Origin of the sequence: Sulfuriferula nivalis (genome assembly GCF_009937995.1) — a bacterium.
Classification (GTDB): Bacteria; Pseudomonadota; Gammaproteobacteria; order Burkholderiales; family Sulfuriferulaceae; genus Sulfuriferula; species Sulfuriferula nivalis.
Map to the genome: position 1 here is coordinate 70,712 of NZ_AP021881.1, position 18,395 is coordinate 89,106.

Sequence of the window (18,395 nt, forward strand, 5' to 3'; positions counted from 1 at the left end):
TGCCCTACTCCCCAAAATAAGCCTGCTTAATATCATGATCCTGCGCAAGCTGGGCGGCGTTGCCGTGCTGGGTGATCTGGCCGTTGGCGATGATGTAGGCGCGGTCGCTGTGGGCGAGGGCGAGGTGGGCGTTTTGTTCGACTAGCAGGATAGCTACGCCTTGTTGATGGGCTGCTGCCAGTGTTTCGAATATGGCTTTGACCATTAGCGGCGCCAGTCCCATGCTCGGTTCATCTAGCAGCAGTAAACGCGGGCGTGACAACAAGGCGCGGTTGATGGCGAGTAGTTGCTGTTCGCCGCCTGATAGCTGCCCGGCTGGCTGTTGGTGGCGCTCTCCCAGGCGCGGATAGCGTTGGTAGATAGTGTCGATTTCACTGGCGACTACAGCTTTGTCTTTGCGTATATAGGCACCCATGGCCAGGTTTTCAGCGACGGTCATGCGGGTAAAGATGCCGCGTCCTTCGGGAACCAGAGTGATGCCTAGCGGCACGATGTTATGTGATGGCAGGTGTGTGATGTTGTGTCCTGCGAACTGTACGCTGCCACCTGCGTGCGGGAGCATGCCAGCGATGGCTTTGAGTAGCGAGGTCTTGCCCGCGCCATTGGCACCGATCAGGCATACGCGCTCATTTTCTGCGACAGTCAGACTGACATCCTGCACTGCATGAATTTGCCCGTAAGCGACACGAAGGTTGTTGACGCTGAGTAACTCGCTCATGCGCCGTCTCCAAGGTAGGCGCTGATAACGCGCGGGTGTATGCGAATTTGATCGGGTGTGTCTTCGGCGATTTTTTCACCAAAATCCAGCACGGCGATGCGGTCACACAAGCTCATCATCCATTTCACATCGTGTTCTATGACTAACAGCGTTAGCCCCAGCTTATCACGTAAGTCACGAATCAGTTGTTTCAAGGTGTCGCGTTCTGCTGGGTTCATGCCTGCGGCAGGCTCGTCCAGCGCCAATACCTGCGGGTCGCTGGCGAGGGCGCGGGCGATTTCGAGTCGGCGCTGGTCGCCGTAGGACAGATTTTTTGCCAGTGTGTTGCTGTGGCGGCTAATGCCGACCAGATGCAGTAATTCATGTGAGCGGGTGCGGATGGCGGCTTCTTCTTCGCGGCTGCGACGATGGCGCAATATTGCACCGATTACGCCAGTACGCGTGCGGCTATGGCGACCAACCATGACGTTTTCCAGTACGCTCATGTTGGCGAATAATCTGATATTCTGAAACGTGCGGGCGATGCCGTGCTGCACTACTTGATGCGGCTGCAGGCCGAGCATGGATACATCATTGAACCATAGCTCGCCTCTGCTAGGTGTGTAAAAGCCAGTCAGAATATTGAACAGTGTGGTTTTGCCCGCGCCATTGGGGCCTATCAGTCCGAGTATCTCGCCTTTGTGTACACTGAGCGACACATCGTTAAGCGCACGTATGCCGCCGAACTGCTTACTCACATTTGTTACTCTGATCAGTTCAGTCATGCTTGAACTCATTTTTTCGCTGACGTGAGGGTAATAATCCCGCCGGGCGGAACAGCATCATCAGGATGAGGGCGAAGCCGAACATCAGCATGCGCAAGTCATCGGGTGCCACCACCACGTGACCTAACAGGCTGCGTTGCAAATCGCCGACGTAGCGCAGCGCTTCGGGTAACACGGTAAGCATGACTGCACCCAGTACCACGCCAGGAATATTGCCCATCCCGCCCAGCACTATCATGCACAGTATCATGATTGATTCCATCAGGTTAAAGCTCTCGGGGCTAATGAAGCCCTGGAATCCGGCAAATAATCCACCTGCCAGTCCACCAAAAGTCGCGCCCATGGCAAAGGCGAGCAATTTGGTATTGCGCAGATTGATACCACTGGCTTGCGCAGCCAATTCATCCTCACGTATCGCCGCCCATGCTCGTCCTATGCGTGAATCCTGCAAGCGCAAGGCAACAAAAATAGCGACCAGGGTGAGTATCAGGAAAAAATAATAATAAAGCTGGGGTGAGGAGACCGTGAACCCTAATATATGATGGGTTTTGCCTAATGAGAACCCTGCTATTCGGATAGGGTCAATCAGGTTTACCCCTTGCGGGCCATTGGTCAGGTTGAAGGGCGCGTTCAGGTTGTTGAGGAATATGCGTATGATTTCACCAAAGCCCAGCGTGACAATGGCCAAATAATCTCCACGCAGACGCAATGTCGGTGCGCCCAGTAGTAAGCCGAATAAACCTGCCAGTGCCGCGCCCATGGGCAGTAACAGCCAGAACGGCAGGTGCAAGCCAAAGTGTGGCGAAGCCAGCAGTGCGTAACAATATGCGCCCACTGCATAAAAAGCGATGTAGCCCAAATCCAGTAGTCCTGCATAGCCGACGACAATGTTTAGTCCCACGGCCAGCATCACGTAGAGCAGCGCCAGATCCATGATGCGTACCCAGGAGCGACCCAAGCCTGCTTCTACCAGAAAGGGTAACAGCGCTAAGCCTATCGCCAGGGCGACAAAGGTGAGCCAGGCGGACTTACGCGCGGTCATGGCTGGCTTGCCCTAATAATCCGGATGGACGTACGATGAGGACGACGATGAGAACGAAAAAGGCAAACACGTCCTGGTAATTACTACCGAGGAATCCACCGGTAATGTCACCGATGTAACCTGCACCCAGACTTTCAATCACGCCCAGCAATAATCCGCCCAGCATGGCGCCAGCCAGATTGCCGATGCCGCCGAGAACAGCGGCCGAGAATGCCTTTAATCCTAATAGAAAACCCATATAGTAATGGGCTAATCCATAGTAAGCACTCACAAGCACACCTGCAACTGCGGCGATACCAGAACCGATGATGAAGGTAAGCGAGATGACATGATTGGCATTCACACCCATTAAACCCGCCAGCTGTGGTGACTGCGCGGTGGCACGCATGGCGCGGCCGAGCTGAGTACGTTTGACTAGTAAGGTCAGCGCGATCATTAATACGACTGAGGTGATGAGGATAAGGATTTGCACATCGGTGATGCGTGCACCGAGTAAATTATGATGTCCTTGCGGCAAAATCGGGGGGAATGAAATATACTGCCGTCCCCAAATCAGCATGGCGATGTTTTGCAATACGATGGATACACCGATAGCGGTAATCAGCGGTGCGAGTCGTGGTGCGTTGCGCAGTGGCCGGTAAGCCAAGCGTTCTATGCCGTAGCCCAGCAACATACAGGCAGGTATGGCAGTGAGCAGCCCAAGCAGCGCAATGACTACCCCGGGTAAATCTACCCCCGCACCCATCAGTGCAGAAATCACTGCTAACGCAATCATTGCACCGAACATGGTAACTTCGCCGTGGGCAAAATTAATCAGTTCCAATATGCCGTAAACCATGGTGTAACCTAATGCCACCAACGCATAAACGCTGCCCAGCACCAATCCGTTAATCAACTGCTGTACTAAAATGTCCATGTGTTATTTGCTGTTGATGGTTTGCAGCGGCTGCCACTGTCCTGCCTTAACTTGATACAAAGTAACAGCGCCACCGGTCAGATCGCCTTTGCTGTCAAAGCGGATATGTCCTGTTACGCCCTGATAATCGGTCTTGGGCAGTTCTGCCAGATATTTCACAGGGTCAGATGATTTGGCGCGCTTCATTGCTTCCACCATGACATAGACTGCATCATAGGCGTAAGGTGAGTAATTCTGTATCTCACCAAAGCGTGCGTTGAATTTCTGCTTGAATGCTTCACCACCCGGCATTTTTGCTAATGGTAAACCTGGATTAGAGGCAATTGCACCTTCTGCGTCTGCACCCGCAAGGTCAATGAATTTAGGTGTTTGCATGCCATCGCCACCCAGGAACTGGGCATTGACTCCCAGCTGCTTCATTTGCTTGATCATAGGGGCGGCTTGCGGGTCCATACCCGCAAAGAATACCACTTGAGGATCATGAGATTTGATGGAGGTCAGTATCGCCATAAAGTCTGTGGATTTGTCCGTGGTGTACTCGCGCGCTACAACATCTGCGCCCGCTGCTTTGGCTGCACGTTCGAACTCATCGGCTAACCCTTGGCCATACGCGGTACGGTCATCAACGATGGCGATCCTTTTTGCACCTAATTGGCTGATTGCATATTCAGCAAGCGCTGAGCCTTGTTGCTTGTCGTTGGTCATGACGCGATATGCGGTATTAAAGCCCGACGCAGTGTAGGCAATAGCAGTCGCGGAAGGAGATATCTGCGGTATGCCTGCATCGAAGTAAATTTTTGATGCAGGAATAGTTGCGCCAGAGTTTAAGTGGCCGATTACGCCAACTATGCCTTCATCAACCAATTTTTGTGCAACGGTGGTTGCAGCTTTGGGATCCGCCTGGTCATCTTCAGCGATCAGGTCAATTTGGACTTTTTTACCATCTAAAGTCAGTCCCGCTGCATTAATTTCATCTACCGCTAAACGCGCACCATTTTCATTATCTTTGCCTAAGTGTGCTTGGGGTCCTGTGAGTGGAGAGGCTGAGCCGATTTTAACGATGTTGTCATCGGTACCGCTTTTGCTGCAACCAGTTAATAAAGTGGCACCTATCAGTGCTGTTAGTAAACTAAGGCGAAAAGTGGTTGGCACAGCGAGCTCCATGACAAAAATAATGAATGCTTTGTTATACCACAAAGCCTAATCAAGTTGAATGCAATACGCAAAAAAGCCAGCACTAGGCTGGCTTTTAGCTGGATTAGATCGATTTATTTGAGGCTAAGTATCCATTTAACGATAACATGCAAGTCGCCAACTTTAGCTTGTGGGTGAGGTGGCATAGGAATTTCGCCCCATACACCGGAACCACCCTTTTGCACTTTTTCTACCAGCTTGTCTTCAATGGCATTTTCTGCAGTTACTTTATCAGCAGGTTTTTTAAATACCATGGAGGATAGTTCGGTGCGATATTTGGAAGAAACATCCATAAATGCTGGTCCGACTATCTTTTTCTCAACACTGTGACAGGTCATACATGCATTTTTTTGTGCCATGGACATACCTGTTTCTGCATGAGCATTCAAGCTAAGTGTCAAGCATGTTGCAGCTATGATTTTGAAAGTCATTTTCATTGGATGTACCTATAGATTAATGAATACTTAATGGGCATCGTAGCAGATAGACTCATCTATTTGCTATGGTAAATAACTACTGCGCTGCGTTTAGCCAATTTAATAACGGTAACCATTGCTCACGTTCTCGCTGGGTTTGGTAGCTGGGTAGATCGAATACACTTTTGCCGTCAAACGCAGCATTGACGTAGGCTTGGGTATCCTGAATGTGGGTGAGCACAGGTAATTCGTGCTGCTCCAAAAAGCTTTCCAGTACTTGTGCCACACGCGTCCTCGGCGTGACGCGCATACCCACCATGCCGACAAAAGCACGTTCTTTGCGGATAGCTTTTTCGGTTTTGAGGGCATCCAGAAAAGTGCGGCTGGCTTCCATGTCGAACAGGGATGGCGCTATTGGCACAATGACACGCTCAACCATTTTCAATGCACGTTCCAGATTTTTGCCATGTAAACCGGCGGGTGAATCAATAATCAACCAGCCTGACTTATCTACGGTAGGCTGATCTTGCTGAAAAGGCCAGATTGCAGGTAAATCGGCAGTTCGACGCGCTAACCACGCGTTCGCTGACTGCTGTTTATCCAAATCCAGCAGACGTACGTTCTGCCCCGTTGCAGCTAATGCACCTGCAAGACTAACGGCCAGGGTGGATTTGCCACTGCCGCCTTTTGGATTGGCAATCAGTATTGCACGCAGGTTATTTTTACTCGCCAAGATTAACGCTTGCGCTCGACTTGGGTGACATCACGAATTGCACCAGTTGCCGCCGAGGTCGTCATTGCCGCATAGGCGCGTAACGCTACGGAAACTGCACGGTTGCGATTGACGGGTTGCCAGGCTTTATGACCTCGGTTATCCATATCAATACGACGCGCTGCCAGCACTTCATCGCTCACGGCCAAATGGATGCTGCGTTTGGGGATATCGATTTCTATGATATCGCCCTCTTCCACCAGACCGATGGTGCCACCTTCAGCTGCTTCGGGAGAAACGTGGCCTATGCTCAAGCCTGAGGTGCCACCAGAGAAGCGTCCGTCGGTAATCAGTGCGCAGGCTTTACCCAGTCCTTTGGATTTGATGTACGAGGTTGGGTAAAGCATTTCTTGCATACCAGGGCCGCCTTTAGGACCTTCATAGCGGATCAGTACGATGTCGCCAGCAACAATCTGGTCAGCCAGAATTGCTTCAACAGCGCTATCTTGCGATTCAAAAATACGTGCAGGACCGCTGAATTTAAATATGCTTTCATCCACGCCTGCGGTTTTGACGATACAGCCGTCCTTGGCAATGTTGCCATGCAATACTGCCAGGCCACCTTCTTTGTTGTATGCATGTTCCAGACTGCGGATGCAGCCAGCAGCACGGTCAGTGTCCAAGGTCGCCCAACGTTTATCCTGACTGAATGCGACTTGAGTAGGTACGCCACCTGGACCAGCACGGAAGAATTTCTGCACCGCTTCGTCACTGGTTTGCATGATGTCATATTTGGCTAATGCTGCTGCCATAGACGGGCTATGTACCGTCGGTAAGTCACGATGCAGCAGCCCGGCACGATCCAATTCGCCCAGTATGCCCATCACGCCACCGGCACGGTGCACATCTTCCATATGGAATTGTTGCGTCGCTGGTGCAACTTTGCACAGGTTAGGCACGCGGCGGCTCATGCGGTCGATATCCTGCATGGTAAATGGTACGCCTCCTTCATATGCAGCAGCCAGCAGGTGCAGCACAGTGTTGGTCGATCCGCCCATGGCGATGTCGAGTGCGATCGCATTTTCGAATGCGCCAAATGAAGCGATGCTGCGTGGCAACACTGTGTAATCGTCCTGCTCATAGTGGCGTTTTGCCAAATCCACGATCAGGCGCCCTGCTTCCAGGAATAGTTGTTCGCGGTCAGCGTGCGTCGCCAGAGTCGAGCCATTGCCTGGCAGGCTCAATCCCAGTGCCTCGGTCAGGCAATTCATCGAGTTGGCGGTAAACATGCCCGAGCAGGAGCCGCAGGTTGGGCAGGCGGAGCGTTCTATCTGCTCGACTTCAGCATCAGTTTCTTTGGTATCTGCGGCTGATACCATGGCATCAACCAGATCCAGCTTCATTACTTTGCCGTGGATAGTGGTTTTGCCTGATTCCATCGGGCCACCAGAAACAAATACCACCGGAATGTTCAATCGCATTGCTGCCATTAACATGCCCGGGGTGATTTTGTCGCAGTTGGAAATACACACCAACGCGTCAGCGCAGTGGGCATTGACCATGTATTCCACACTGTCGGCTATCAACTCGCGTGACGGCAGTGAGTAAAGCATGCCGCCGTGCCCCATGGCGATACCGTCATCGACAGCGATGGTATTAAATTCTTTGGCAACACCGCCTGCTTTTTCAATTTCACGTGCAACCAGTTGGCCCATGTCCTTGAGGTGGACGTGTCCTGGTACGAACTGGGTAAATGAGTTAGCAACGGCGATGATAGGCTTTTCGAAATCACCGTCTTTCATGCCGGTGGCGCGCCATAATGCGCGGGCTCCAGCCATGTTGCGACCTTGGGTAGTAGTGCGTGAACGATAAGTGGGCATGTGCAACCTTTAATCTAATGCGATAATAGCCTCAATTTTATCTCATTCCGCCCTGCTATGCTTATACATCCTCAATTTGACCCTGTTGCGATTGCTATTGGCCCTCTTTCCATACGCTGGTATGGACTGATGTATTTACTGGCTTTTGTCTTGTTGCTGGTACTTGGACGTGTACGTATTAAGCAACGTCCAAATTCGGGTTGGGATATAAAACAGCTCGACGATGTGTTGTTTTACGGGGTGCTGGGTGTGGTGCTGGGTGGCCGACTGGGATATGTGCTGTTTTATAAATTCAGCTATTATTTGGCGCATCCGATAGAAGTTTTCTATGTGTGGCAAGGTGGCATGTCTTTCCACGGCGGCTTTCTCGGTGTGGCGTTTGCCATGTGGTTATTTTCCCGTAAAGAGCACAAACCCTGGCTGGCAATTACTGATTTTATCGCGCCACTGGTGCCGCTAGGTTTAGGTGCGGGACGTATTGGCAATTTTATTAATGGCGAATTATGGGGTCGTCCGACTGACTTGCCGTGGGGTATGGTTTTCCCGCAGGTTGATTCAGTGCCGCGTCATCCTTCGCAATTGTATGAGTTTGGTCTGGAAGGCTTGGTATTATTTGCGCTGGTCTGGTTTTACTCTGCACGGCCTCGTCCAGTTGGCGCGGTTTCGGGATTGTTTCTGGTAGGCTATGGGACGTTCCGCTTTCTGGTTGAATTTTCGCGTGAGCCTGATGATTTTCTTGGCTTGCTGGCGATGGGTCTGAGCATGGGTCAATGGCTGTCGTTGCCGATGATAGTGGCGGGTGTATTCATGATGATATGGGCATATCGTAAAAAATGACTTTAACTGAGTTGCGTTATATTGTGGCCGTTGCGCGTGAACGGCATTTCGGGCGTGCGGCCGAAGCCTGTTTTGTATCGCAACCTACACTGAGCGTGGCGATTAAAAAACTGGAGGATGAACTTGGTGTAGCGCTGTTTGAGCGTGGTAATAATGAAATCAGCGTTACCCCGGTGGGTGAACGTATTGTCGATCAGGCGGCGCAGATACTGGAACAGACGCAATCACTCAAGCTATTGGCGCAACAGGGTAAAAACCCGCTGGTAGGAACATTTAAAATAGGCTCGCTGTACACAATAGCGCCGTACTTGCTACCCTATCTTATACCCGCACTGCAAGAAATTGCGCCGCAGATGCCGCTGCAACTGGAAGAAAATTTCACCCGTAAACTGGCCGAAAAGCTGCGGTTGGGCGAGCTGGATGTGATTATCGTATCGTTGCCGTTTGATGAGCCCGGTATGGAAACCTTGATGCTGTATCATGAACCATTCAATGTGGTATTACCTGTGCATCATCCGTGGGCAAATAAATCCAGTATTGCCGCGGTTGAACTGAGTGGTGAGAACATGTTGTTGCTGGGAGATGGACATTGTTTCCGCGATCAGGTGTTGCAGGCATGTCCAGCATTGAATCGTTCGGCGGCATCTTCGGGTACGATACAAAAGACACTGGAATCCAGTAGTCTGGAAACCATACGTTATATGGTGGCTTCTGGCACCGGAATCACTATCATGCCGTGCACGGCGGCCACTAGTGCGACGGTCAATCAGGGGCTGCTTAAATTTATTCCATTTGCGCACCCTGTTCCCACCCGTCCCGTGGTGCTGGCATGGCGTAAAAGCTACCCGCGTATGGCCGCTATTGAAGCCTTGCGTCGTGCTATTTTGCAATGCCCGCTGAGTTGTGTTGATTTTGTACCCAGTGCAGCGCTTGATAGTTAATTGCTATTAACATTATTGTGACAATCAATTAGATATATCAAATTGCCTTGCGTATTATGTGAACTGTGAGCACGCGCTCTCAGATTAATTAACCACAAGGAGATTTATCATGGCAAACACAGATTCAGTCACAGTTAAAAATATAGAAGCCGCATTTGCAGGCGAATCGATGGCGCATATTAAATATATGTATTTTGCAAAAATGTGTCGTGCTGTCGGCGATGAAGCCACAGCAAAAGTATTTGAAGAAACGGCAGCACAAGAAGTGATGCACGCTTTTGGTCATTTGGATCTGCTCTACCCTAAAGACACGATGAGCCCGGCCCGTTGTCTGGATATGGCGATAGCAGGTGAGACCTACGAGTACACCGAAATGTATCCTAATTTCCGTCATGCTGCGGTAGAAGAAGGCAATCAGGCGGCAGTAGCTGAAATGGACGAACAAATTGCAGAATCCAAAGAGCATGCAGCGCGTTTCCAGGCTATGCTGGAAAAGGCCGCTAAACGTTTTGCCGCATTGGCAAAAGTTGAAGAAAAACATGCGAATCATTATCGCGACACCTTGGCTAAAGTCCAGGCTGCGTAAAAATTACTGATTAATTATTTAGGAGTATGAACATGAAAACTTGGCAATGTGTAGTATGTGGCTTTATTTACAACGAAGCAGCGGGCTTACCTGAAGAAGGTATTGCAGCGGGTACAGCGTGGACGGATATTCCAGAAGACTGGGCTTGTCCTGACTGTGGTGTAGCCAAAGCTGATTTTGACATGATAGAGGTTTAATTATGAATACGTCCCCCATTATCATTATTGGTAGCGGCATGGCAGCTTATACCCTGGCACGCGAATTTCGCAAACTGGATGCTGATACTGCCTTAACCATCATCACCGCTGATGCGGGGGACGCTTACAGCAAACCTATGTTGTCCACTGCCTATACGCAAGGTAAATCAGCCGCACAGCTGGTGACTATGTCCGCAGATAAAATGCGTGAACAGCTCAAAGCTACGATCTTGACCCATACTCGGGTGATCGCAATTAATGTTGCCGCTAAACAAGTTCAGCTGGCCAGTGAAACGCTGGATTACAGTAAGTTAGTACTCGCACTTGGTGCAGATACTGTGAAACCTAAGCTGGAGGGTGATGCGACTGATGCAATCTACTCGGTTAATGATCTGGAAGATTATGCACGTTTTCGCACAGCCGCAGAGGGTAAGAAGCGCGTCACTATCTTTGGTGGTGGCTTGATAGGTTGCGAATTCGCCAATGATTTGGTCAATGCAGGCTACAGCGTTGATATTGCACATCCGCATCACTACCCTCTGGAAAGGTTAATGCCAGAAGTGCCGGGTATGGCGATTAAAAATGGTTTGGCACAATTGGGCGTGCGCTGGCATTTGGGTTTTGCCAGTGCAGTTAATCACGGTACTGATGGTTTAGTGGTTACCTTGAATGATGGCACTACGATAAATGCGGATGTCGTGTTGTCAGCAATTGGTTTGCGCCCACGCATACAGATGGCGCAAGCGGCGGGTATTAACGTTCAACGCGGTATCGTAACTGACAGGCAGTTGCGCACCAATGCGCCAGATGTATACGCATTAGGTGATTGTGCGGAAGTTGCGGGACATGTGCTGCCATATGTTTTGCCACTCATGGCTCAAGCCCGTGCACTCGCAGCAACCTTGTCCGGTACAGCTACCGAAGTCGCTTATCCCGCCATGCCCGTCGTGGTTAAAACGCCCGCCTGCCCCACCGCTGTTGCCACAGCGAACCCGCTGGATGGCGCTACCTGGCAAGTCAATTGCACTGAAGATGGTGTGTGTGCGCTGTATCAGGATGCAGAGGGTAAATTACTGGGCTTCGCGTTGACTGGCAAAGAAACCGCGCAACGGCAGACGCTTGCAAAACAGCTGCCACCAATATTGAATTAGTTCATGTTGTTATATAACTGAATGTTATTGCGGCCTTGGGATTTAGCGAAAAATAACGCCTTATCCGCATGCTGCAATAAATTATGACTGGTATCTGCATCATCGGGGAAAATTGCGGCCCCTATGCTGAGGGTGACTAATTTACTGATATCGTCGTCCATATTTTCTATTGCGCGCATTAATTTCTCGGCAATGTTGCAGATTTCACTCACCTGCTGCATTCCTTGCAATAGCACTACAAACTCATCGCCACCCCAGCGTGCCAATGTGTCACTGGTGCGTAAATTTGACTTCAAAATATTGCTGATGGCGATAAGAAGTTGATCTCCCGCCTCGTGACCATGAACATCATTAACCTGTTTGAAATTATCAAGATCAATAAACAATAGTGCAACTTTAAACTCCGTACGTCTGGCCTGATTAATGGCTTGTTCCATTCGTTCTTCCAACAATATGCGGTTAGGCAAGTTGGTTAATGCATCGTGCATCGCCAAATGAGCAATACGTTTTTCTTGTAAATTTGATTCGGTTACATCCCTTAAAACGCCGCGAATTACCGATTGCTCATGGTTATTAACAAATAATGTAAATTTACCTTCCACCCAATTCTCAGCAAGGTCTGCTCGCAACATGCGGAACCGTAATGTGCTGATTTCATTTTGTTTTAGTTGGCTGAGCAGCTGACTCAAAGCAGTGCGATCTTCAACTTCTACGAAGTCGGTAAAGGGCTTGCCCAGACAGGGGCAGCTGGTTATGTTGAAAATTTCTACACCCAATAATTTATTCCAGCTTTCAGTCAGCCGTATTAATTTGCCATCAGTGGAGAGTTTAATCACCACCTCACTCAGCATGTTTAAGGTCGCAAGATGGGCTGCATTAATTTTATTTAAACTCTTGATTTCATCCATCTCACTGCGAAACCCGAATTGTTTAAGGACTTTTTCCATTAAGCAAAAACGGGTAAAACTGGACTGAAGCAAATTTATACTGACAAAAAACAAGATCGTAAGCCAAATAAATTTCAAATCTGGACTCACATACAACAACACAACCGAGGCAGTGACGAGGCCACCTGCAATGGAGCGAATAGTTGGTTCGATGTAGGGAAGTTTAGCCATGAGACAAATTTTAAGAGTCGCGTGGGACTAATAATACGTCAATCAATTTTACTTTAATAGGCACAGCGCAAGATATTACTTAGAGTAATTGCATTAGCTGAAGCACGTATTTCAACAGGGCATGCTTGCTATTATGTGCGGTAGCGCACAGATAGTCATAGCAAATTAATCCACAGTACTCTTGTGGAAATTAAATGTTGGGATAAGCTTAAGTTTGTATTTGGTACTTAACTTATTGTTCAAAGTCAGCATGTATGATGTTTGCCCAATTTATCAGGTGTTGTCTTTATGCGCCATCATCCTGATGGTCGCTAGTAAATTAAGTCTGGAGGATAAAAATGCGTTTCAAAACTATTGCATTATCATTGTTGATTGTTCCGCTAGTGGCAACCGTAGCAGATGCTTCTGGGAGTCGCCCCACTCAAGTATCCGTTGGCATCAATTATCCTGGCGTCAGTCTCGGTATTAACATGCCAGCGTATCCGCGACTTGTCCCAGTGCCGGGCTATCCCGTCTATTATGACCCAAATGCAAATTCAAATTACTTCTTCTATGATGGGTTGTACTGGGTATTTCAGGGCGATAACTGGTATGCCAGCAGCTGGTATAACGGACCGTGGGATATGATCGGTTACGATTATGTGCCGCTATATGTGCTACGAGTGCCCGTGCGTTATTACCGCCAGCCACCGACCTATTTCCGCGGCTGGCGTGATGATGCGCCTCCACACTGGGGTGAGCATTGGGGACGTGACTGGGAGCAACGTCGTAGTGGCTGGGATCAATGGGATCACCATGCTACGCCTGCACCTGCGCCATTGCCGGCCTACCAGCGTGAATACTCGGGAGATCGCTACCCTCGTGCAGCAGAGCAACAACGTTCTATAGAGTCTGAGCACTACCGTTATCAGCCGCGTGAGCCTGTAACGCAGCAGTATATACAACGTCAGGGACAGCCAAATCAACAAAGGCAGCAAGAGCAGCAACGCTTGCAGGAACAGCAGGGTCAGCAACGCCAGTCAGATCAACAACATCAACAGGATCAGCAACGTCAGCAACAGCAACAGCAGGATAAGCAACAACAACAAAAACAGCAGGATCAGCAGCGCCAGCAGGAACAACAGCGCTCGCAAGATCAGCAACGTCAGCAACAGCAACAACAGCAGGATAAGCAACAGCAACAAAAACAGCAGGACCAGCAGCGCCAGCAGGAACAACAGCGCTCGCAAGATCAGCAACGGCAACAACAGCAGCAAGTACAACAGCGAAAGTTGGAGCAGGAACGACAACAGAACCAGCAACACTCACAAGGTCAGCAGCAACAACAGGATCAACAACGTCAACAGGATCAGCAGCGTCAGCAAGGTCAACAGCAGCAGGATAAGCAACAGCAACAAAAACAGCAGGCTCAGCAACGTCAGAAAGATGAACAGCATCAACAGAACCAGCAACACCCAGATCAGGGTAGTCAGGGTGGGTCGCAAGACCGAGGCGGGAAGCCCCAGAATGACGATCACAATCAGTATCGTTAATCATCATGGCTATTTGAATTAATCAGGAAGGTCGGTTTTAACGACTTATTATTGCGGTGTTAAATTGACCTTCTCATTCCGTTACCAAAAAATGGATTTAATGTGCGCGCAATATATGAATAACAGTACTCGCATCATTTTTAAATATTCATGGCGCTAAGACTATTCCCGACGCCTAAGCGTACACTTAGTTAAATCCATTTTTTATACTTGAAGAATAGATACATTCCCACGCCAGTCACCAGCATTAGCAGCAATGTGCCTTGCAGGCCATGGGGCCAGTCTAGCTCGGGAAAGTTACGGAAATTCATGCCAAATATACCGACGATGAAGGTGAGTGGCAGAAAGATGCTGGAAAATAATGTCAGTACTTTCATGATCTCATTAGTGCGGTTGCTGATGGTGGACAGGTACACGTCCTGCATGCTCGATAGCATGTCGCGGTATGTGTCGATACTGTCGGTAACGCGCAGCACATGGTCGTGCAAGTCGCGCAGGAATAGCTCGGTACTGTCGCGTATCAGCGGCGATTCGGCACGCTGCATGGAGGCAACTACGTCACGCAAAGGCCATACGGATTTGCGTAGAAAAATCAGCTCCTGACGCAGCTTGTGGATGTTGCGCAAAGTGTCCGGCTTAGGGTGTTTTGCCAATATCGTTTCCAGCGCTACGATACGGTCGCCGAATTTTTCAAGCACATCGAAATAACGGTCAACGACTAAATCCATTAAAGCGTAGGCGGTGTAATCGGCTTTCGATTTGCGAATACGGCTGGCATTCTTACGTATGCGCTCACGCAGGGCATCGAACATATCGCCAGGACGTTCCTGAAACGAAATTATGTAATTCTCGCCGAGCACCAGACTTAATTGCTCAACGACGATTTCATTTTTGCCGCTGTCGAAATCCAGCATTTTGACTACGAGGTACAGGTAATCACCGTAATCTTCATATTTTGGACGTTGATCGGTATGCAGGATGTCTTCCAGCATGAGCGGATGAAACCCCAATATTTTACCAAAGCTTTCCAGCAATCCAGGTGTTTGTACATCATCGACATTAACCCAGGTCACAGTCTGTGCGTTGATAAACGGCAGACATTCAGCAATCTCATGAATAGCATTTTCAACTACAAGCTGCTCATCGAAATCGAATAGGGTAACTCCTGCATCCCGAGTTGTGGGCTGATCTGTAGCATAGACCAAGGTGCCAGGTGGCATGCCAGATTTGTGGATATTCTTCTTGTGTCGCATAACATCAGCTTGCCAGGTCAGAATTGTTTATCCTAGCACAGACTTGTGCCCAGCAAAATTTACAGGGAGCAGGGGTTGCTGATTCTCAGCCAGTTCTCGCCGACTGCCCGCCTTGCCTGCCGCTACAGAATGGCGCAAAGCGGGGTGACTCCATTACAGCGCGACAAAGCGCCCAAGCGCTCCGCCCATGCTCAACATGGCACCTAAAACAAAGTTAGTGAGTATAAGCTTACGCACAAAATCCAGTTTCTTGGCGGCGGCAGCGTTATTTCCTGCCAGCAATTCAGTATTGAATTGGCGGAATGGCACAAAATAGGCGAATAGAAAAATAGCGAACATGGTGTTGCCAAATATCAGCATCATTTTGACATGCCATGGCAGACCGTCCATCTGACTGACTACAAAATAGCCGCTGGTGGCCAGGGTGATAACCAATATCCAGACCACTTTAAAAAATCGTTCCATAACGCCCCGCATCAACTTGATACGGAAAGGTCCCTCGAGATTTTCAATACAGGCCGGTCGCAAGATAAACAGAGAAAAAAACATACCCCCTATCCAGATAATGGCAGCAAATAAATGTAATGGAATGATCATGCTCATAGTGGTTTCCTTTGATGTTAAAGCGTTAAGGGGGTGATTTAGTAATCCAGACGGAATATCCAGTCGGGTACGCGGATTTCATCCTGTTCCGTACAGTCATACTGTGGTGTGACTGGTTTGATATCGATAATAGGCGTTTCATGCACGGCATCCAGCCCCTGTAGCGTGAGGATATTGTCTTTGATTTCCAGCAATCGTACGGTCGTGCAGCCAACAGGATTAGGGCGTGCAGGACAGCGGCAGGCAAAAATACCCACTTCGGGTACTAGTTCCTTGGCTTGCGGTACATGGACTGATTTGCTATAACAGACATAATGCATCCAGAAAACAACCATGACGTGCGAATAAGTTAATAGCCCCTGTAACGAAGCGGCGTGGGCTGGGTCAAGTACGATCTGGGAGATATGGTCTCGCCAGCCGCCGAAAATGGGCTCGATAATTTCACTGCGTACATGACCAATGGGCTGTACCGTAATTTCTTCTTGCATTATGTATGCATGGTTAGAATCGACTGTTTGTGCTACAGCGTTCATGACGTATCTCCTTTATTAATTATTTAATCGGCACATCAGGTGATGTGTGACGAGGAGCTAGCTTAACTAACAAAGTTGAATTTGAAACTGGCTGCGAGGCTATTTTTTCACGCTATCTTATTAGACAAATGGCTAGGTTATAACGCCTTAAAACTAGACCATTGGGGTATTTCATTAATGGTATTTTTCTACTATAAATATATACTTGGAAAATAATAACCTTTCGGGGATCAGGAGAATGTATTGTGGAGACATTAGCAGAGCAGCCAAAAAGTACGCAGGTGCAGATTAATCCAGTCCGGGTATTGGTATTGGCAAATCATGACTTTTACGTAGAAGGCATTTTGGGTATCTTGTCGCGTTCGTCAGAAATTGGTCTGGCGCGTTGTGAACGCCCGAATGGCGATTGTAAAAAAATACTGGCACAGTTTCGACCTGATGTATTGCTGGTGGACAGGCGTGTCGTACCCGATGAGCCGGGGTCATTAATCAAACAGTTCAGAGAAGGTGCGCCTGATGGTGGCGCGATAGTGTTTGGTCAGGGTATGCAGGATTTTTTATTGATCAAACTGGTACGTGCTGGTTTTGATGGGTATTTGCGCGACAGCATGACCGCGGAGGATGTGGTTAACTCGATATTGGCAGTAAGTCGTGGCGAAATTTGGGTAGAACGGCATATAGCCGCACGTCTGGTGCGTAATTCACGCCAGATTGAAGACATCATTCAGGAATCTATCGACGCAATCAAAAAAATACTGACCTCCCGGGAGGCAGAAGTATTTCGTTATGTACTGGATGGTTTATCCACTAAGGAAATCGCCAATGAAATGCATTTGTCAGAGCAGAGCGTCAAATTGTACCTGTCCAATTTATTCAAGAAATTTGATGTCAACAACCGTGCACAGTTGATTTTGCTGGCATTTCAGCGGGTTTGCCCAGTGAATAACGTGTTGAAACTGTTTCGGATGTCTATGGATAAGCATCGTATAGACCGGGGTGAGACCGCAATTATTCCAGATCCGTTAGATGTATTGTTTGATGCTGCCAAGGAAGAAAGTTGATACTTGGTATTTTGATGATTGTAGTACCTAATATTACTACCTGACTTTTACTTAATCAATCAAGGCGTGCCTGCTGCTCATCACCATCCAAAAAAAACTCGCGCCAAGTGACGCGAGTTTGTGTGGTGTTGCTGACTGGATTAAGCCTTGTCAGCTTTTGCCTGCTCTTCAGCGATTTCCTTGTGGACTTCTGCCATGTCCAGTTCGCGGACTTTGCCGATTAATTCATCCAGGCCTGATGCTGGCAATGAGCCTGCTTCCGAATAAATAATGACTTTTTCGCGGAATATCATCAAGGTTGGAATTGAACGGATTTGAAAGCTGCCTGCGATACCTTGTTCTACCTCGGTGTTTACCTTGGCAAAAACGATGTCGGGGTGCTTTTCAGCTGCGGCTTCAAAGGTTGGCGCAAAAGCACGGCAAGGACCACACCATGGTGCCCAAAAATCAACAATAACGAAGTCGTTGTCGAGGACGGTAGATTCAAAATTCTCTTCGTTTAAGTCTAAAACAGCCATGAGTTGCTCCTGATAAAAAGTGACATAACAATATCACGAGATTTACACGGTGTCACTTTGTGGTGACAGGCATTCTATGCCGTTTTCACTGGCTTGCAGCCAATGACCATCGCGGATGCGCTGTACGCTTACGATAGGCATGACCCAGATTAAGCCATCGCCTATCTGGCTGGTGCGACATTCGTCCATAATAACCTTGGTGATGACATCGACCATTTCATCCCGCGCGATAACGGAGACTAATACTTTATCAGTGAAGTCAGTCAGTTCCGCACGCAGGCTACTGCGGTCGGCTGATTCTGGTGCGGTGAAGCCTTCGCCGCGAAAAACGGTTACGCCGGGAAAGTGAGAAATATCCCGTAGCGCCTCGCGTAATTGCGACAGGCGTTTGGGGCGGATAACGGCACGGATTTCTTTCATGGT

At 48.9% G+C, this 18,395-nt stretch carries 21 protein-coding genes and 1 pseudogene; 7 read left to right on the forward strand and 15 right to left on the reverse strand.

The genetic code is table 11. The features are described 5' to 3' along the window. Positions 1–4: 4 nt before the first annotated feature. The 8 genes from SFSGTM_RS00345 to ilvD form a co-directional block, all read right to left on the reverse strand. Positions 5–718, reverse strand: coding sequence for an ABC transporter ATP-binding protein (locus tag SFSGTM_RS00345; RefSeq protein WP_162083421.1), 714 nt, complete (start codon positions 716–718; stop codon positions 5–7). After that, entirely contained in the window at positions 715–1,482 is a 768-nt protein-coding gene (locus SFSGTM_RS00350) for an ABC transporter ATP-binding protein (RefSeq protein WP_162083422.1), read from the reverse strand. Before SFSGTM_RS00350 ends, SFSGTM_RS00345 begins: the two co-directional genes overlap by 4 nt. Further along, positions 1,475–2,524 carry an ABC transporter permease subunit gene (locus SFSGTM_RS00355; protein ID WP_162083423.1) on the reverse strand — a complete coding sequence of 350 codons (1,050 nt, stop codon included), beginning with the start codon at positions 2,522–2,524 and terminating at the stop codon, positions 1,475–1,477. The genes SFSGTM_RS00350 and SFSGTM_RS00355 overlap by 8 nt, the downstream gene beginning before the upstream one ends. Next, entirely contained in the window at positions 2,511–3,440 is a 930-nt protein-coding gene (locus tag SFSGTM_RS00360; RefSeq protein WP_162083424.1) for a branched-chain amino acid ABC transporter permease, read from the reverse strand. The genes SFSGTM_RS00355 and SFSGTM_RS00360 overlap by 14 nt, the downstream gene beginning before the upstream one ends. Positions 3,441–3,443: 3 nt before the next feature. After that, positions 3,444–4,592: a branched-chain amino acid ABC transporter substrate-binding protein gene (locus SFSGTM_RS00365; protein WP_232526010.1), complete on the reverse strand. Its 1,149-nt coding sequence runs from the start codon at positions 4,590–4,592 to the stop codon at positions 3,444–3,446. A 116-nt stretch (positions 4,593–4,708) separates the two neighbouring features. Beyond that, entirely contained in the window at positions 4,709–5,071 is a 363-nt protein-coding gene (locus tag SFSGTM_RS00370) for a c-type cytochrome (RefSeq protein WP_162083426.1), read from the reverse strand. A 76-nt stretch (positions 5,072–5,147) separates the two neighbouring features. Then, positions 5,148–5,783: a nucleotide-binding protein gene (locus SFSGTM_RS00375; RefSeq protein ID WP_232526011.1), complete on the reverse strand. Its 636-nt coding sequence runs from the start codon at positions 5,781–5,783 to the stop codon at positions 5,148–5,150. Positions 5,784–5,785: 2 nt separating this feature from the next. Continuing rightward, positions 5,786–7,642 carry a dihydroxy-acid dehydratase gene (gene ilvD, locus SFSGTM_RS00380; RefSeq protein ID WP_162083427.1) on the reverse strand — a complete coding sequence of 619 codons (1,857 nt, stop codon included), beginning with the start codon at positions 7,640–7,642 and terminating at the stop codon, positions 5,786–5,788. Between the two features lie 57 nt (positions 7,643–7,699). Here ilvD and lgt point away from each other — a divergent pair, with 57 nt between their 5' ends. The 5 genes from lgt to SFSGTM_RS00405 all read left to right on the forward strand — a co-directional run bounded on the left by lgt (position 7,700) and on the right by SFSGTM_RS00405 (position 11,354). Next, a complete protein-coding gene (lgt, locus tag SFSGTM_RS00385; RefSeq protein ID WP_162083428.1) occupies positions 7,700–8,479 on the forward strand; it encodes a prolipoprotein diacylglyceryl transferase in 780 nt (259 codons plus the stop codon). Continuing rightward, entirely contained in the window at positions 8,476–9,420 is a 945-nt protein-coding gene (locus SFSGTM_RS00390; RefSeq protein WP_162083429.1) for a hydrogen peroxide-inducible genes activator, read from the forward strand. The genes lgt and SFSGTM_RS00390 overlap by 4 nt, the downstream gene beginning before the upstream one ends. A 109-nt stretch (positions 9,421–9,529) precedes the next feature. Then, complete coding sequence (locus tag SFSGTM_RS00395; protein ID WP_162083430.1) at positions 9,530–10,006, forward strand: rubrerythrin family protein; 477 nt, start codon at positions 9,530–9,532, stop codon at positions 10,004–10,006. A gap of 32 nt (positions 10,007–10,038) precedes the next feature. Continuing rightward, complete coding sequence (locus tag SFSGTM_RS00400; RefSeq protein WP_162083431.1) at positions 10,039–10,203, forward strand: rubredoxin; 165 nt, start codon at positions 10,039–10,041, stop codon at positions 10,201–10,203. Between the two features lie 2 nt (positions 10,204–10,205). Further along, on the forward strand, positions 10,206–11,354 hold the full coding sequence (locus SFSGTM_RS00405; RefSeq protein WP_162083432.1) for an FAD-dependent oxidoreductase: 1,149 nt from the start codon (positions 10,206–10,208) through the stop codon (positions 11,352–11,354). Here the strand turns inward: SFSGTM_RS00405 and SFSGTM_RS00410 are convergent. Both SFSGTM_RS00410 and SFSGTM_RS17275 read right to left on the reverse strand, forming a co-directional pair. Next, a complete protein-coding gene (locus tag SFSGTM_RS00410) occupies positions 11,351–12,262 on the reverse strand; it encodes a GGDEF domain-containing protein (RefSeq protein WP_232526012.1) in 912 nt (303 codons plus the stop codon). The two genes, SFSGTM_RS00405 and SFSGTM_RS00410, sit on opposite strands and share 4 nt — an antisense overlap. Positions 12,263–12,295: 33 nt before the next feature. After that, positions 12,296–12,472: pseudogene (locus SFSGTM_RS17275) on the reverse strand (YgaP-like transmembrane domain); the annotation flags it as partial. 338 nt (positions 12,473–12,810) lie between these two features. On the opposite strand from SFSGTM_RS17275, the gene SFSGTM_RS17040 reads away from it, so the two are divergent. Next, on the forward strand, positions 12,811–14,004 hold the full coding sequence (locus SFSGTM_RS17040; RefSeq protein WP_198420582.1) for a hypothetical protein: 1,194 nt from the start codon (positions 12,811–12,813) through the stop codon (positions 14,002–14,004). 191 nt (positions 14,005–14,195) lie between these two features. On the opposite strand, the gene corA is transcribed toward SFSGTM_RS17040, so the two are convergent. The 3 genes from corA to tsaA all read right to left on the reverse strand — a co-directional run bounded on the left by corA (position 14,196) and on the right by tsaA (position 16,393). Then, positions 14,196–15,257, reverse strand: coding sequence for a magnesium/cobalt transporter CorA (corA, locus tag SFSGTM_RS00420; RefSeq protein ID WP_162083434.1), 1,062 nt, complete (start codon positions 15,255–15,257; stop codon positions 14,196–14,198). Between the two features lie 153 nt (positions 15,258–15,410). Continuing rightward, on the reverse strand, positions 15,411–15,860 hold the full coding sequence (locus tag SFSGTM_RS00425; protein ID WP_162083435.1) for a hypothetical protein: 450 nt from the start codon (positions 15,858–15,860) through the stop codon (positions 15,411–15,413). 38 nt (positions 15,861–15,898) lie between these two features. After that, complete coding sequence (gene tsaA, locus SFSGTM_RS00430) at positions 15,899–16,393, reverse strand: tRNA (N6-threonylcarbamoyladenosine(37)-N6)-methyltransferase TrmO (protein ID WP_162083436.1); 495 nt, start codon at positions 16,391–16,393, stop codon at positions 15,899–15,901. Between the two features lie 245 nt (positions 16,394–16,638). On the opposite strand from tsaA, the gene SFSGTM_RS00435 reads away from it, so the two are divergent. Continuing rightward, positions 16,639–17,454, forward strand: coding sequence for a helix-turn-helix transcriptional regulator (locus tag SFSGTM_RS00435; RefSeq protein ID WP_162083437.1), 816 nt, complete (start codon positions 16,639–16,641; stop codon positions 17,452–17,454). Positions 17,455–17,594: 140 nt separating this feature from the next. Here SFSGTM_RS00435 and trxA read toward each other — a convergent pair whose 3' ends face one another. Together trxA and SFSGTM_RS00445 are read right to left on the reverse strand one after the other, a co-directional pair. Further along, positions 17,595–17,972 carry a thioredoxin gene (gene trxA / locus SFSGTM_RS00440; RefSeq protein WP_162083438.1) on the reverse strand — a complete coding sequence of 126 codons (378 nt, stop codon included), beginning with the start codon at positions 17,970–17,972 and terminating at the stop codon, positions 17,595–17,597. Positions 17,973–18,014: 42 nt separating this feature from the next. Further along, complete coding sequence (locus tag SFSGTM_RS00445) at positions 18,015–18,392, reverse strand: P-II family nitrogen regulator (RefSeq protein ID WP_162083439.1); 378 nt, start codon at positions 18,390–18,392, stop codon at positions 18,015–18,017. Positions 18,393–18,395 lie beyond the last annotated feature (3 nt).

Excerpts from the sequence above, each read along its gene's own strand:
- SFSGTM_RS00445 (WP_162083439.1), bottom strand. The coding sequence starts at position 18,392 with ATGAAAGAAATCCGTGCCGTTATCCGCCCCAAACGCCTGTCGCAATTA.
- SFSGTM_RS00350 (WP_162083422.1), bottom strand. The coding sequence starts at position 1,482 with ATGACTGAACTGATCAGAGTAACAAATGTGAGTAAGCAGTTCGGCGGC.
- SFSGTM_RS00400 (WP_162083431.1), top strand. The coding sequence starts at position 10,039 with ATGAAAACTTGGCAATGTGTAGTATGTGGCTTTATTTACAACGAAGCA.
- trxA (WP_162083438.1), bottom strand. The coding sequence starts at position 17,972 with ATGGCTGTTTTAGACTTAAACGAAGAGAATTTTGAATCTACCGTCCTC.
- SFSGTM_RS00345 (WP_162083421.1), bottom strand. The coding sequence starts at position 718 with ATGAGCGAGTTACTCAGCGTCAACAACCTTCGTGTCGCTTACGGGCAA.
- corA (WP_162083434.1), bottom strand. The coding sequence starts at position 15,257 with ATGCGACACAAGAAGAATATCCACAAATCTGGCATGCCACCTGGCACC.
- SFSGTM_RS00395 (WP_162083430.1), top strand. The coding sequence starts at position 9,530 with ATGGCAAACACAGATTCAGTCACAGTTAAAAATATAGAAGCCGCATTT.
- SFSGTM_RS00425 (WP_162083435.1), bottom strand. The coding sequence starts at position 15,860 with ATGAGCATGATCATTCCATTACATTTATTTGCTGCCATTATCTGGATA.
- SFSGTM_RS00410 (WP_232526012.1), bottom strand. The coding sequence starts at position 12,262 with ATGGATGAAATCAAGAGTTTAAATAAAATTAATGCAGCCCATCTTGCG.
- ilvD (WP_162083427.1), bottom strand. The coding sequence starts at position 7,642 with ATGCCCACTTATCGTTCACGCACTACTACCCAAGGTCGCAACATGGCT.
- SFSGTM_RS00360 (WP_162083424.1), bottom strand. The coding sequence starts at position 3,440 with ATGGACATTTTAGTACAGCAGTTGATTAACGGATTGGTGCTGGGCAGC.
- SFSGTM_RS00390 (WP_162083429.1), top strand. The coding sequence starts at position 8,476 with ATGACTTTAACTGAGTTGCGTTATATTGTGGCCGTTGCGCGTGAACGG.
- SFSGTM_RS17040 (WP_198420582.1), top strand. The coding sequence starts at position 12,811 with ATGCGTTTCAAAACTATTGCATTATCATTGTTGATTGTTCCGCTAGTG.
- tsaA (WP_162083436.1), bottom strand. The coding sequence starts at position 16,393 with ATGAACGCTGTAGCACAAACAGTCGATTCTAACCATGCATACATAATG.
- SFSGTM_RS00355 (WP_162083423.1), bottom strand. The coding sequence starts at position 2,524 with ATGACCGCGCGTAAGTCCGCCTGGCTCACCTTTGTCGCCCTGGCGATA.
- SFSGTM_RS00370 (WP_162083426.1), bottom strand. The coding sequence starts at position 5,071 with ATGAAAATGACTTTCAAAATCATAGCTGCAACATGCTTGACACTTAGC.
- SFSGTM_RS00405 (WP_162083432.1), top strand. The coding sequence starts at position 10,206 with ATGAATACGTCCCCCATTATCATTATTGGTAGCGGCATGGCAGCTTAT.
- lgt (WP_162083428.1), top strand. The coding sequence starts at position 7,700 with ATGCTTATACATCCTCAATTTGACCCTGTTGCGATTGCTATTGGCCCT.